This is a genomic window from Nitrosomonas sp. Is24 (assembly GCF_033063335.1).
In the GTDB taxonomy this organism is placed as follows: domain Bacteria; phylum Pseudomonadota; class Gammaproteobacteria; order Burkholderiales; family Nitrosomonadaceae; genus Nitrosomonas.
This window is the reverse complement of sequence record NZ_JAWJZG010000001.1, coordinates 2662430-2676945: the sequence shown is the minus strand read 5'-3', so window position 1 is coordinate 2676945 and position 14516 is coordinate 2662430. Positions and strand designations below refer to the sequence as shown.

The following is a 14516-nucleotide window of genomic DNA, read 5'->3' as shown; positions in this document are numbered from 1 at the left end:
AAGTAAAAAGGATACATGATGAATAAAACGCGATTGATGCCAATCCTGATCGTCATTGCCATAGGCATTGTACTGGCGGGATTGATTTTGTTGCTGGATAAACCGTCGGCAGACACAGCGGAGACGGCGGCTGGCGATGCCAGCGGGATAGCGGGTGAGAATCAGCTGGATACCGGTCCAAGAGGCGGCAAATTGTTTGCTGACAATGGTTTTGGGCTGGAATTGACGATCTTTGAAAAAGGCGTGCCGCCGCAGTTCCGGATTTATCTGTACGAAAACGGCAAGCCGCTTCCACCGGCTGCCGCCAAGGTGTCTATCGCATTGACACGGCTTGGGGCGCCGGTGCAGCTGATTAAGTTTGCACCGGAAGCCGATTATCTGCTCGGCGATCAAGTGGTGGAGGAACCGCATTCATTTGATCTGGCGATTGCCGCCGAGCGCAACGGACAGACATTCCGCTGGGGCTCCAGCCAAGTTGAGGCGCGCTTGGAAATGACGGATGAGATGCTCAAAACGATGGGTGTCGAGATACAAATGGCCGGTCCGGCCATGATCAAGTCAACACTCAAGCTGCCGGGCGAAATTGTGTTTAATCCCGATAGGATCGTGCAAGTGGTGCCGCGTTTGCCCGGCGTGGTGGCGGAGGTGAATTTCGAGCCGGGACAGATGGTGAAAAAAGGCGACGTGCTGGCGGTTATCGAAAGCCAAATGCTGGCGGATTTGCATAGTCAGTACATGGCCGCTCAGAAACGGCTGTCGCTGGCGCGAACCGTTTATCAGCGGGAAAAGCAATTGTGGGAAGAGAAAATATCGGCCAAACAGGATTATCTGGCGGCGGAATTGGTATTGAACGAAGCCCAGATCGCGGTTGATCTGGCTGCGGAAAAGCTGAAAGCGCTGGGTGTCCGGCCTGAGCCGGGATTGCCGGCAAAAGAACTGACCCGCTACGAAGTGCGCGCGCCGATTTCCGGGCTCATCATTACCCGGACGGTGGCTCTGGGCGCGGCGTTGAAAGAGGATATCACCATCTTCACCGTGGCCGATATGTCGACGGTGTGGACCGCCGTGACGGTATACCCGAAAGATCTGAGTATCGTCAGAGTCGGGCAGAAAGCCTTGATCAAAGCGACCGCCTTCGACGTCGAAGGCGAAGGCGTTGTCACGTATATCACCACGTTGATCGGCGGGCAGACGCGCACGGCCACGGCGCGAGTCATCCTGGACAACAAGGACGGCCGCTGGCATCCCGGCATGTTCGTCAACATCGAGCTGGTATCCGACGAAATAGAAGTGCCGGTTGCGGTTTCGGCGCAAGCGATACAGACGTTCCGTGACTGGACGGTGGTGTTTGGCCGTTACGGCGGCTATCTCGAAGCGCGCCCGCTGGAATTGGGCCGCAGCGACGGCAAAATGGTGGAGGTGTTGAAAGGATTGGCTGCCGGGGAGCGTTATGCTTCGGGCAACAGCTTCGCCATCAAGGCCGATATCGATAAAGCCGGTGCATCGCATGACCATTAGCCAACTCAAAATAAGCTACCCAAGGAAAAATCATGTTTGAACGGATTTTGAAAATATCGATATACCAGCGCGGGCTTGTTTTGTTAGCAGTACTGGCAATGGCCGCATTCGGCATGTACAACTACCTGAAGCTGCCGATCGACGCGGTGCCGGACATCACCAATGTGCAGGTGCAAATCAATACCACGGCGCCCGGTTATTCGCCCCTGGAAGCCGAACAGCGCATTACCTTTCCGATCGAAATGGCGATGGCCGGACTGCCCGGTCTGGAATATACCCGTTCTCTGTCGCGTTACGGCTTATCGCAAGTTACGGTGATTTTTAAGGATGGCACCGATATCTACCTGGTGCGGCAACTGGTCAGTCAACGCATTCAAGAAGTCAGAAGCCGGTTGCCAGTCGCGATTGTCCCGACCATAGGGCCGATTTCGACGGGTCTGGGTGAAATTTTCATGTGGACTGTCGATGCCGATCCCGAGGCGCGCAAACCGGATGGCACGCCGTATACGTCGATGGATTTGCGCGAGTTGCAAGACTGGATCGTCAAACCCCGCATGCGCATGGTGAAAGGGGTGACGGAGGTCAACTCGGTCGGCGGCTACGTCAAGCAATTTCATGTCACGCCTTATCCGGAGAAACTGATATCGTTTGGTTTGACGCTGCAAGACTTGGTGCTGGCGCTGGAGCGTAACAATCTCAACATCGGTGCGGGTTACATCGAGAAAAGCGGCGAACAGTATCTGGTCAGGGTGCCGGGACAAGTGGCCGATCTGGTCGAAATCGGCGAGATCATTCTGGGCAGTAATCAGGGTGTTCCAATACGCGTCAAGAATGTCGCCGATGTGCTGATCGGCAAGGAGCTGCGTACTGGTGCCGCGACGCAGAACGGCCACGAAGTGGTGCTGGGTACGGCGTTTATGCTGATCGGGGAAAACAGCCGCACCGTTTCGCAGGCGGCGGCGGAAAAACTGGCCGAAATCAACCGCGGTTTGCCTGCCGGTATCACTGCAACACCAGTTTATAACCGTACTACGCTGGTCGACAAAACCATCAGCACGGTTTCAAACAACTTGATGGAAGGCGCCGCGCTGGTCATCGTGGTACTGTTCATATCGCTTGGCAATCTGCGCGCTGCGCTGATCACCGCGCTGATTATTCCGCTGGCGATGTTGTTCACCATCAGCGGCATGGTAGCCAGTAATGTCAGTGCCAATCTGCTGAGTCTGGGTGCGCTTGATTTCGGTATCATTGTCGACGGCGCTGTCATCATCGTGGAGAACTGTATTCGCCGTCTTTCGCTGGAACAAGGGCGAATGGGGCGGGAATTGACGCCTGACGAACGCTTCGAGATCGTTTTCGATGCTTCCAAAGAAGTCAGGGAAGCCCTGCTGTTCGGGCAGATTATCATCATGGTGGTTTATCTGCCGGTGTTTGCGCTGTCCGGTGTGGAAGGCAAGATGTTTCATCCGATGGCATACACGGTATTGCTGGCATTGCTGGGCGCGGTATTTCTGTCGGTGACGTTTGTGCCGGCGGCGGTGGCCATGTTTCTCTCCGGCAAAATGATGGAAAAAGAAGGTGCCGCAGTGCTATGGGCGAAGAAAATCTACGCGCCTGCATTGGATGTTGCGATGGATAACAAGGGGTTAACGGTGACCATCGCTGCTGTTATCGTGATTTTGTCGCTGCTGCTGACCACGCGCATGGGCAGTGAGTTTATTCCCAGCTTGGACGAAGAGGATATTGCGCTGCACGCCATCCGTATTCCCGGTACCAGCCTCAGTACAGCCGTTGAGATGCAGAATGAGCTGGAAGAAACGATCAAGAAGTTTTCCGAAGTCAGCCGGGTGTTTTCCAAAATCGGTACAGCGGAAATCGCGACCGATCCGATGCCGCCGAGTGTTGCGGATATCTTCATCATTATCAAACCGCAATCCGAATGGTCCGGTAAGTATCGCAGCAAGCAGGAATTGATCGCGGCGATGGAGGAAGCGGTGCGCAAAGTGCCGGGTAACAATTACGAGTTCACGCAGCCGATACAAATGCGCTTCAACGAACTGCTATCCGGCGTGCGCGCGGATGTCGCGGTGAAAGTATTCGGCGACGATCTCGATGTCATGCTCAATCTTGCCGAACGGATTGAAAAAATCATCAAGGCGGTGCCCGGCGCGGCAGATGTGCGGGTAGAACAAATTACCGGCTTACCAGTGCTATCGATTCAGATGGATCGTACCAAAATGGCGCGTTACGGTCTCAATGGCAGCGATGTGCAAGACGCGATCAATATCGCTATCGGCGGCAGAACGACCGGTTTGATTTTTGAAGGCGACCGCCGTTTCGAGTTGCAAGTGCGGCTGCCGGAACAGATTCGCGGTGATATCGAAATGCTCAAACGCCTGCCGGTCAAGCTGCCGGTACCGGTCGCGCCGGGAGCGCAGAATATGGCAGTGAATCCGTTGTTAGCAGGCGGCGGCCAAAATGCTCCAGCCGCGCCATTGCCGGTGTATGTGGCGCTTGGCGAGGTCGCTGATCTGCACATTGCCAAAGGCCCCAATCAAATCAGCCGGGAAAACGGCAAGCGCCGCGTGGTGATCACCGCCAACGTGCGTGGCCGCGACATCGGGTCGTTTGTCATGGAGGCGCAAGAACATATTGCCAAGCAAGTCAAAATGCCCGCCGGTTATTGGTTGTCGTGGGGCGGACAATTCGAGCAGTTGATCATGGCGGCGGAACGCTTGCAGATTGTTATTCCGCTGGCGCTTGGATTGGTATTTTTCCTGTTGTACACCATGCTTGGCAGTATGCGCGATAGCTTGTTGGTGTTCAGCGCGGTGCCATTGGCGATTACCGGCGGCATCGTCGCGCTGTGGCTGCGCGATATTCCGCTATCGATTTCCGCTGGGGTCGGATTCATCGCCATGTCCGGCGTGGCGGTGCTGGATGGTCTGGTGCTGCTGTCGTTTATCCGCGATTTGCGCGCGCAGGGGTTAAAGCTCGAAGAAGCCATCAGGACCGGGGCGCTATTGCGGCTGCGCCCGGTCCTGATCACCACGTGGGTCGAATCGCTAGGTTTCTTGCCGATGGCGCTGAGCACCACCACCGGTGCGGAAGTGCAACGCACCCTGGCGACCGTGATGATCGGCAGCACATTGTCGCAATCTTTGCTGTCATTGCTGGTGGTGCCGGTGTTGTATCAATTGGTGCACCGGCGGAATGCAACGGCTAGTTGAGGTTTTGATTCAGGTTTGGTGAGCTCAATGTTGAGGCACATAAAACACTGATATAAAGTGTAAGCGCCGATCCTGCGTATTTCTACTGATATCGGCTGCGATGTTTTTGAGTGATTATTGGATAGGTGTACTGAATGCCCTGCCGTTTGCGGCGAGGGGTTTTAGTATCAAGATTTTTTAACAAGGGAGATCATCATGAAATACTCGAATTATTTGGGTGCATTGATTGCGGTGTTTGCGTCTTTTTCCGTGCAAGCGAGCACTGCGCTTTTTAGTGAAGATTTTGAATCCGGTCTGGGTCAATGGAATCCCGTCGGAACCGGTGTTGTCGTTGCCGATCCAGCGAATCCGCTGAGTGGCAATGACGTTCTGTCATTTACTGGACTCGGCTCCGGTGGTGATATTTTTACCGCCGCTTCCTTCTTTGCGCCGTCACAAATTTATACCGTTAGTTTCGATTACTTGAGTGTCGAGACCCCTGGTGCTCCCACGAATGATCTGGGCGGATTCGTGGGTATCAGTGATGGTAAACCGGGATCGCACACTTGGATCGCGGGCACTCAGGCCGGTTATCCGGGACTCAACGTGGTGTTGACCCACAATGGAGCATGGACAAACTATTCGATCACGATCGATGCCAATACCGCTCTATTTGTTTATGGCGGCACCCCCATGAATGGTATGCCGCTGCATCTTATGCTGGAAGATTTTGTTGGATCTGATGCAATTGCGGGCAACGTATACTTTGATAATATCGTTGTGACGGCCGTCCCTGAACCCGGAACGTATGCCATGCTACTGGCCGGATTAGGGCTGCTGGGGTTTGCCGCACGCCACCGCCGCAATAACTGCGAGCCAACCTGAATCCGGCGGCGTATTGCTACACAAATCGCAGTCAACCGGTAAGAAAAATTAAGACCAATCCTGAGTATCCCTGGATTGGTCTTCTCGAATTGTAACGATGCGTTCGTTAAAGCGGAATTTAGCCACGCTCATTTATCGTAAATCTTCCAGCAATAATGAATCTTGGCATCGCGTGCGAAATCTTCGGGAATCATCTTGCTGCTGATGTCTTCGATGACTAAATCACGCAAAGCTTCCTGGTCCATCTTGAAGCGGCGGAAGCTCGGTAGGATGTGCCGACCGAAAGGAGGCGCATCGGCTGTATCATTCAAGTCTCTCGATATCATAACCTTCATGATTTCACCAATTCTCGAGATAGACGCCTTGTTCAACATAACGATGAAAGCTGGAGTGAGGTCAATCATTTGCTCTTTTTGTCCAGCTATGTTTAACAGGATTCCAATGAATATAATTGACATGCCGGTTAAAATCATTTTGGTCATGTAGAAGATGCTCTCAGAATCGACGTTGCTATATTCCCCTTTCCTGGCGAGATTTCCGGCTAGCAGGAATCTTTTCTCCGGTTGATATGTAATTAGAAAAGTAACCTTTCAACCGATTCCATCGGCCTGCGGCAGCGCCCAGATAAAGTGTAAGTGATCCGGCAAAATAACGACGGCATCCATGCGAAAAGGGTAGCGCTGTTTGATGTATTCAAATGCGCTGCATAGTAATCGATTTCCTCGATTAATAGCCGGTTGGTCTTGCGTTCGGCAAGATTGACCGTAAGAAACCGGGAACCTCCGGGAATATAGGCACACCGGTATTTGGGGGTGTCCTAGATTTTGTGTAAACGGTGGTTAATAATGCCGAGGCATTCTTTCGTTAAATTGAATAGTAAACCTGTTTAGTGCTGGTTTCCAATCTCTTAGTGGCATAGACCATTTTTTGGCGATATTGCTGAGAGCCAAATAAAACAATTTGATCACAGCTTCATCGTTGGGAAACGATCCACGGTTTTTGCTGACTTTGCGTAGGCTCATATTGACTGACTCAATCGCATTGGTGGTATAAATGATGCGCCGTATCTCAGTCGGGTAGTCGAAGAATAGAATGATGCGTTGCCAGTTATTGCGCCAAGATCGGGCGATCGGTGGATAAGCATTGTTCCATTTATCTTCAAAGCCGGCTAACGCGTGCTCAGCCTCATCAATCGTGGCGGCGCTGTAGACCAAACGTAGATCAGCAGCTACTTCCTTGCGTTTATTCCAGCTGACGTAGTTGAGACTGTTACGAACCATGTGCACGATACAGAGTTGTACAATGGCATGTGGATAGACGGTTTCAATCGCTTCGGGAAAGCCCTTTAAGCCATCGACACAGGCGATAAAGATATCTTGCACGCCACGATTTTTGAGTTCAGTGACAACGCTGAGCCAGAACTTGGCACCCTCGGTCTGAGCAATCCATAAGCCCAGTATTTCTTTATGGCCCTCCATGTTAATGCCGATCGCCAGGTAAATCGCTTTGGTACGAACGCTACCAGCGTCACGAACTTTGGTATGGATACAATCGAGATAGATCACAGGATACACCGCATCGAGAGGCCGGGATTGCCACTGCTTCACTTCATCCATTACGCCATCAGTGACCGTAGAAATGAGCGTAGGCGATACTTCGGCGCCATACATTTCAGTGAGGTGCTGTTGGATTTCACGCACTGTCATGCCACGGGCATACAGCGAGAGGATCTTGTCATCAAAGCCCGCCCAGCGGGTCTGATGCTTGGAAATGATCAGAGGCTCGAAGCTGCCCTCACGGTCACGGGGGATCTCGATGGGTAACTCACCGAATTCACCTTTCAGGGTCTTACGGCTTTTACCATTTCTGGTATTGCCAGTGGCATTGACTACCGTTTCGTGCTTATCGTGACCAAGATGATCGGCCATTTCTGCTTGCAAGGCACGTTCAACCAACGCTTTGGTGAGTTGCTTGAGAAGACCATGCTCACCGATTAAATCTTCTGGCTTTTTGTAATCGGCCAGCAGGCTATCAATTAAGCCGGCCGGCAGGGGGTTGGGTGTGGTCATTTTTACTCCAAAAATATATAAGCAGTTTCCTGCAATATGACCATTTACACAAAATTATTTACACCCTCCGGTATTCTGTCATTTCGTTTGTTTTGCAGCTTTTAAACTATCACTTGATTGATGTGCCTCCTTGCGTTTGGCACATCCTACCGGGCTATTTGCCCCGCGCAACTTGGACCTAATGGTTCCGTGTTCTTCAAGCCATTTCGACCAACCATCCACATCAATTTGTTTATTAGTCATCCTCATTACCCCTAACTCGCCATAACCATCCAGGCATCTCTTCAAGTCTTTTCTTTCGCTCAGCGAGCAAGTCATCCTTACTGGCTCGTTGGTTACTCACCCACGAACCCAGACGGAGTCCATCGCTCGTTCGATAGTTTGCAGGGACTCGGCAATGCCCCTCGCGATCTACGAATTCCATGAGACTGCGAAAATTGATCTCCCACTGTTCGGCAAGAACATCCCAAACCCAGCCGGGCAATGCCTCCAATCGCGCTTTACGCTCTGGTAGCATTTCATTCTTAATCCTTTTCTGATTTGATACCCATAGGCCAAGACGATCTCCATCATCTGTCTGGTAGTTTTTGGGAATATTGCAATGTCCCTCTCTCTCAGCAAATTCTTGCAGATAATGAAATTTTTGCTCCCATTGTTCGTTGTATGGATTCCAAGCCCAGCCGGGCAGCGCTTCTAATCGCTTTTTTTGTTCCAACGGCATTTTATCTATCGCCTTTCGCTGCGTAAAAATCCACTCCCGGAGGTTATACCCATCTGGAGTGCGGTAACCTATCGCAACCTTACAATGTCCGTTTTGATCCGCAAATGCGCAAAGATAACGATAGCTCTTTTCCCAATCTGCCTCGACTTTGTTCCAAACCCATCCAGGCAAGGTTTCCAACTGCACCCGTCGTTCAAAGCTAAGCTGATCTTTCTTCTTACGACGTTCACTTACCCATTGACCAAGAGGGTATCCATTTTCAGTTTTATAGTACTGTGGAACTCGACTATGTCCATTTTGATTTATAAACTCGTGTATGTAGTCCAAACCCTCATTCCATTGATCTGAAAATACATCCCATGTCCATCCAGGTAAATCCTCAAGTAGTACCTTCCGTTCAGGTGATATTGTGCTCCGTTTCTTTCGTTGCTCACTGACCCAGCCACCAAGACGAAAACTGTCATCTGTCATGTAAGTATTCAACATTCTCGCACTGCCATTTTGCTTTACATAGTTACGAAGGTAAGAAAACCCTGTTTCCCAACGCTCTGAACTAGCACTCCAAATCCACCCGGGTAAAGCTTCTAATCGTGCTTTTCGTTCGACTGAGAGTCTGTCTTGTTTTTTACGCTGCTCTCCTACCCAGCCACCGAGTCGGTATCCACTGGAGGTTCTATACATCATAGGAACATTACAATGCCCTATCTCTATCGAATATGAACTGAGGTTGCGAAAACCTTCTTCCCATCGTTCATCAATAGCATTCCAAACCCATCCAGATAAAGCTTTTAATCGTGAGCTTTGTTCGTGCGAGAGTCTGTCTTGCTTTTTTCGCTGCTCTGCTACCCAACTACCAAGTCGATACCCGTTTTCCATCACCCAAGCTCTGGGAACATTCGCATGTCCTTCCCGATTAGCAAACGCCGTAAGTAATCCGAACCACTCATCCCAAGAAGCACCAAGTGATTCCAAGCACTCAGCAGTTATCGACTCCCGTATCGTGTCCAGCGACACATTCGGCCCCAGCACTTCCACGCGCTCGTTGAACCGGCTTTCATCGTAGCCGCCTGTCCGGCCTTTGTCCTCGCGCATTTGGCGGATGATGTCGGTGAGCACGTCATCCTGTTCTTTCATCGCGCCGAGCAAGTCCCAAATGTCGCCAAAACCGGTACGCTTTAATGCTTCCTCAATGGACTCGTTGGCAGTTTGTTCGACAAACAGCGGCACCATGACATAGCCGAATTGTTTGCCGGTCTCATTCGATTTGCGCATGGCGCGGCCGGTGGCCTGCACGATGTCCACTTTGCTTTTGCGCGGCGAGATGAAAGCCACCATATCCACGGCGGGTACGTCCACGCCCTCGGTCAGGCAGCGAGCATTCGACATCACGGCTTTTTTGGCTTGGCGGAAGACTTTCATGTGATCTTCGCGTCGGGCCGTCGGCATTTCACCGCTGACATGCAGCGTGGTGAAATCGGGCAGGTGATTTCGGATGCCTTCCCCATCCTCGGAGGTAAATGAACGTGCCGCCGCAACCGAACCGTGGAAGGTAAAGATGCGGCTCACGCCGTATTTCTCGACTGCTTTTTGCAGGGCAATCTGCAATGCTACCTGGCGGGCTTTGATCAAGTCGCCATCGACGATCACTTCGCCATGCTGAAGCAGATGGTCGTTGATCATCGCGGAAGTCACTACCGAGATTACCACCTTGTAATCGCAGATGATGCCGCGCCGTGCGGCTTCGGCAAAACTCAGAGTGTGGATGACCGGACCATAGACTTTCGGCTTGTCCATCGAATAAACCAGCGTGTTGTCGCCTTCCTTGTCCTTTTTGCGGATGTCGTAATGGCGTGGAGTGGCGGTAAAGAACAGCCGCTTGCGGATCGGCAAGTTGGTATCTTCCAGCGCGAAGCTGAAGCGGGTTCCATCGCGGCTGGCGGTTTTGTGGGCTTCGTCGAAAACGGCTAGGTCAAAGGACTGTATCGCCCCATCCGCGCCAACCGGCATACCATCGGCCACCACCTGCGCCGATTGATAAGTGGAGAAGACAATCTTGACGCCGTCAAACGGCTTGCTGAGGAACCGGCTGACGGCTGCGCTTTCGGTCGTTACCGGAAAATCGAGGTCAGCCTGATGCACGATCAGGTCATCCGCCCCTTTGGTCACCGTCGGATCGGAGCAGACGCACATGAAAGTGAGTTGCTCCCAGGCCGTTTCCTTCAGCCACTCGTGCAGCAGTTGGCGCACCAGCGCCAATGACGGCACCAGCACCAGCAAGTTTTTGCAACCGCGCTGCTCTGCGGCCCACAGCGCGACCAGTGACTTGCCTGTGCCGCAGGCCATGACGACGGTGGCGCGGTCGTTTTCTGACAATCCGTTCGCAATGGCCGTCAGCGCTTCCTGCTGATGCGGCCTCGGTTGTTTGCGTGGCAACTTGACCTGGCCGCTACGTAACCATTGCTGCATGGCCTCGAAATCTTCTGTGGTGAGACGGTCGAAGTCGCTGCCGCGAATGGGTATAAATCCGCTGCGGTCTTGTATGAGACTGGGCAGCGCTTCGCAGTTGGTGAGCAAAACCCGCTGGCTGACTTGATCGGTTAGTCCCATGAAAGTGGAAAGCTCATCCCAGGTGAGCGCGGGCCTGTTACTACGGAACTTGACCTGATAGGCACGCAACTCGCCATCGATGGTCAGATAAGTGCCGTCCACACCCATGTCACGCCCAGTATCGAGCGAAAGCGCCTGGCGCTGTTCCAGCGGAATTGCCTCAAATGGCCATACCTCCTGCACCAGAGTGATTTTCTGGGTGGCGAGATAGGCTTCCGCAAATATTTCGAAGGCATCGCCACGTTCCTTGTTGCCAGAGAGCGCGGAAATTTTGGCTTCGAGATCGGGGAAGGTACTCAGGTTCTCAAAAAAGCCCATTTTTAGAAATCGATTAGCCGATGAGTGCTTTGAAGTCATACTTTTAGTTTGAGGGTATTAGGTATAGAGAAAAAGGCGATCTTTTTATTGCGGCTGGAGATAATTTAAATGAATTATCTGCGCAGTATGCTGCGCTATGCGGTGGTGGATAGTGCGATCAGGTAATAACATGCAAGTTACAAGGTTTCTCAATTTATACTGAGGTCATGCAATGCATACGTCTTTTTTGATCTACAAATCAAATACGATGGTTAGGGCCGCTTTAATAGCATCGATATACTGACTTTCCAGTTTTCCTTGTTTTCTGCCAATCCTGGAAACATCAACCGCACGTAATTGTTTGAGATTGATGTGGCGATTTTTATCCAAACCGTTTTCTTGGGTTGGTTCCAGGTTTACTGCGAAAGGCCAGGGCTTGTGGTTCGGTAGCAAAGGGGCAACAATCACTGTTTTTGATTGTACATTGACAAGGTCGCCTTGAAGCATCACGCACGGTCTCAGTTTCTTGGTTTCCGCACCCTTTGCCGGTTCAAGATCAATCCAGTGAATATCCAGTTGCTTGAATTCAGTCATTGATCAGACCATCGGAGAGAGTGCTTTCCCATGACTGCAATTCTTCCTGATAATCCGCATCTTCGGCTTCTTCCTGATTGGCTTTGATTAATGCCTGCTTGAGGAAATTAGAGCGTTCTTGTTTCAGAAGCGCATTAATGTAAGCGCTACGGTTATCACCGGCAACTTGATCCAGAAATGCAAAAATTTCATCATCCAGCGTGATGGTGGTTCGATGTGTCATAATTTGACGCACACTTATGTGAAGACAATATGATCATACGAAGAAGTGTGATCATTGTCCAGTATGGATGGAATACATAAGTGCATGCAGTCCAGTCACGAAAATGGGCTTGCGTTGATTTGTCTTAACCGCTGCAATACTGCCTGATTACTGCGGGACTCTCAGTGAGAAATCTTCCAGCAATAATGAATCTTGGCATCGCGCGCGAAATCCTCGGGAATCATCTTGCTGCTGATGTCTTCGATGATCAAGTCATTGAGCGCTTCCATGTCCATTTTGAAACGGCGGAAGTTGGTCGAGAAATACAAGATTCCACCCGGCGCCAGCAAAGCAGCAGCATTGTGGATCAGTGCCACGTGATCTTTCTGGATGTCGAAAGCTTCGTCCATTTTCTTGGAGTTCGAGAAAGTAGGCGGATCGAGAAAGATCAGGTCGAATTGCGGTTTTTGTTTGGCGCCGGCTTGCTCGGTCAGCCATTGTGCGCAATCGGCGCGCACCAGCCGGTGATCGCCGTCAATGCCGTTGAGCACGAAATTCCGTCTGGCCCAGTCCAGATACGTGTTGGACATATCCACCGTGACACTTGATGTTGCACCGCCGATCGCCGCATGCACCGTGGCGCTGCCGGTGTAGGCGAATAAATTCAGGAAGCGCTTGCCCTTGGCTTGCTGCTGAATCAGTAAACGCATGGGCCGATGATCGAGAAACAGGCCCGTGTCGAGATAATCCTCGAAATTCACCCAAAACTTGCAGCCACCTTCTTCCACCACATGAAAGTGACGCGAGTCGCTCAGTTTCTCGTATTGATCGGTGCTTTTCTGTTTGCGGCGGATTTTTAGAAAAACCTGATCGGCAGGAATTTCCAGCACTTTGGGGATTTCCGCCATCACACCGGCCAGCCGCTGATTCGCTTTGGCGGGATCGACCGTTTTCGGCGATTCGTATTCCTGCACATTGACCCAAGTCTGCTCGCCTTGATACACATCCACGGCCACCGCGTATTCCGGCAGATCGGCGTCGTATAGCCGGTAGCAATGCACTTGATTTTGTTTGGCCCACTTGGTCAGTTTTTTCAGATTTTTGCGCAAGCGGTTGGCGAACATTTCCGCTTGGCTGTCGACTTGCCCGGACTGGGCGCGGCGGCTGATGTGTTCAATGCGTTCCTGCTGCGATTTGGCTTTCGGTTCAAAAAAGGCTTTTTCCTCGATGGTGAAGCGCAATAACTTGCACTCCAGCGCACCATTGAACAGCGTAATCGGCTTGTGCGAGCGGATGCCCAAGCGGAAGCCCAGCTCCGGATTGCCGATGATCATCGCCGCCTGCCAACCGGCGAAGCGTTGTTTTAACACCTCGCCGAACTGGCGGTAGAGCAAGGCGGCTTGTTCTTCATCGCCGAGCCGTTCGCCATACGGCGGGTTGCAGACGATCAGCCCTTTTGCCCAGCTTTCTGCCGCGGAAGCATCGGCGATATCGCGCTTTTCAATGTGGATTTTTCCCGCCAGCCCGGCGTTTTCGACATGCTGCAACGCGGCGGCGACGGTGCGGCGATCCTGGTCAAAACCGGCGATTACCGGCAACTTGCTCAAACCCATCTCGCGGCGCTGCTGCGCATCGTCCCAAATACTTTCCCAGAGCACGGTGTCGTGCTGTTTCCAGCCGAGAAAACCGAAATAATCGCGTTGTAACCCCGGTGCGATATCCCCGGCGATCAGCGCGCCTTCCACCAGCAGCGTGCCGGATCCGCACATCGGATCAATCAATGAGCCGCCTTGCGCGGCAATGTCCGGCCAACCGGCGCGCAACAAAATCGCCGCGGCCAGGTTTTCCTTGATCGGCGCGGCGATGCTGACTTCGCGGTAACCGCGTTTATGCGAACTTTCGCCGGATAAATCCAGGCTCAACTGCGCGGTGTCGTTGTGCAGATAGACGTTGACGCGGATGTTCGGGTACTCGGTATCGACATTGGGACGGCTGCCGAACTTGGCGCGCAGCTGATCGACGATGGCGTCTTTCACTTTGAGCGCGCCGAAATGCGTGTTGTTGATCGCCGGATTATTCTTGCTGTTAAACGATACCGCCAAGCTGTCGTCGGCGTTCAGATGCCCGGACCAGTCGATGCGTTGCACGCCATCGTAGAGATCCTGCTGCGATTTCACCTCGAAGCTGCTGAGCAGCAATAGCACGCGGCTGGCGGTGCGCAACCATAAACAAGCTTGATACGCCAGCGCCAGATCGCCTTGAAAAGCCACCCCGGCGAGTTTCTGCTGCACGTTTTGCCCGCCGAGCGCTTGGATTTCGTTGGCGAGTATGCCTTCCATCGCTTTGGGCGTGGTGGCGAAGAGTTGGTATTGCGTCATGGTTTACGGTCTGGGCTGAATAACCGCGTAGGATAC

Annotated in this window: 10 protein-coding genes; 3 read left to right on the top strand and 7 right to left on the bottom strand. The window is 52.2% G+C overall.

What is annotated here, in order from left to right; genetic code table 11:
* The first annotated feature begins 18 nt into the window (after nt 1-18).
* From R2103_RS12250 to R2103_RS12240, 3 genes are all read left to right on the top strand, one after another.
* On the top strand, nt 19-1518 hold the full coding sequence (locus R2103_RS12250; RefSeq protein ID WP_317532094.1) for an efflux RND transporter periplasmic adaptor subunit: 1500 nt from the start codon (nt 19-21) through the stop codon (nt 1516-1518).
* A gap of 32 nt (nt 1519-1550) precedes the next feature.
* Complete coding sequence (locus R2103_RS12245; protein WP_317531672.1) at nt 1551-4748, top strand: CusA/CzcA family heavy metal efflux RND transporter; 3198 nt, start codon at nt 1551-1553, stop codon at nt 4746-4748.
* A gap of 195 nt (nt 4749-4943) precedes the next feature.
* Nucleotides 4944-5612 carry a PEP-CTERM sorting domain-containing protein gene (locus R2103_RS12240; protein ID WP_317531671.1) on the top strand — a complete coding sequence of 223 codons (669 nt, stop codon included), beginning with the start codon at nt 4944-4946 and terminating at the stop codon, nt 5610-5612.
* A 128-nt stretch (nt 5613-5740) separates the two neighbouring features.
* Here R2103_RS12240 and R2103_RS12235 read toward each other — a convergent pair whose 3' ends face one another.
* The 7 genes from R2103_RS12235 to rlmKL all read right to left on the bottom strand — a co-directional run bounded on the left by R2103_RS12235 (nt 5741) and on the right by rlmKL (nt 14480).
* Nucleotides 5741-6094, bottom strand: a complete 354-nt coding sequence (locus R2103_RS12235; RefSeq protein WP_317531670.1) for a hypothetical protein — start codon at nt 6092-6094, stop codon at nt 5741-5743.
* A gap of 357 nt (nt 6095-6451) precedes the next feature.
* The gene (locus R2103_RS12230) at nt 6452-7681 is read right to left on the bottom strand and encodes an IS256 family transposase (protein ID WP_317531669.1); all 1230 of its coding nucleotides are present in this window, start codon (nt 7679-7681) and stop codon (nt 6452-6454) included.
* A 78-nt stretch (nt 7682-7759) separates the two neighbouring features.
* Nucleotides 7760-7924, bottom strand: a complete 165-nt coding sequence (locus R2103_RS12225) for a hypothetical protein (protein WP_317531668.1) — start codon at nt 7922-7924, stop codon at nt 7760-7762.
* Nucleotides 7917-11366, bottom strand: a complete 3450-nt coding sequence (locus R2103_RS12220) for a DEAD/DEAH box helicase (RefSeq protein ID WP_317531667.1) — start codon at nt 11364-11366, stop codon at nt 7917-7919. Before R2103_RS12220 ends, R2103_RS12225 begins: the two co-directional genes overlap by 8 nt.
* A gap of 192 nt (nt 11367-11558) precedes the next feature.
* Nucleotides 11559-11900 carry a type II toxin-antitoxin system PemK/MazF family toxin gene (locus R2103_RS12215; protein WP_317531666.1) on the bottom strand — a complete coding sequence of 114 codons (342 nt, stop codon included), beginning with the start codon at nt 11898-11900 and terminating at the stop codon, nt 11559-11561.
* Nucleotides 11893-12123 (bottom strand): CopG family transcriptional regulator, encoded by a 231-nt coding sequence (locus R2103_RS12210; protein WP_317531665.1) that lies wholly within the window; start codon nt 12121-12123, stop codon nt 11893-11895. Before R2103_RS12210 ends, R2103_RS12215 begins: the two co-directional genes overlap by 8 nt.
* A gap of 161 nt (nt 12124-12284) precedes the next feature.
* Nucleotides 12285-14480, bottom strand: a complete 2196-nt coding sequence (gene rlmKL / locus R2103_RS12205; protein ID WP_317531664.1) for a bifunctional 23S rRNA (guanine(2069)-N(7))-methyltransferase RlmK/23S rRNA (guanine(2445)-N(2))-methyltransferase RlmL — start codon at nt 14478-14480, stop codon at nt 12285-12287.
* Nucleotides 14481-14516: the final 36 nt, after the last annotated feature.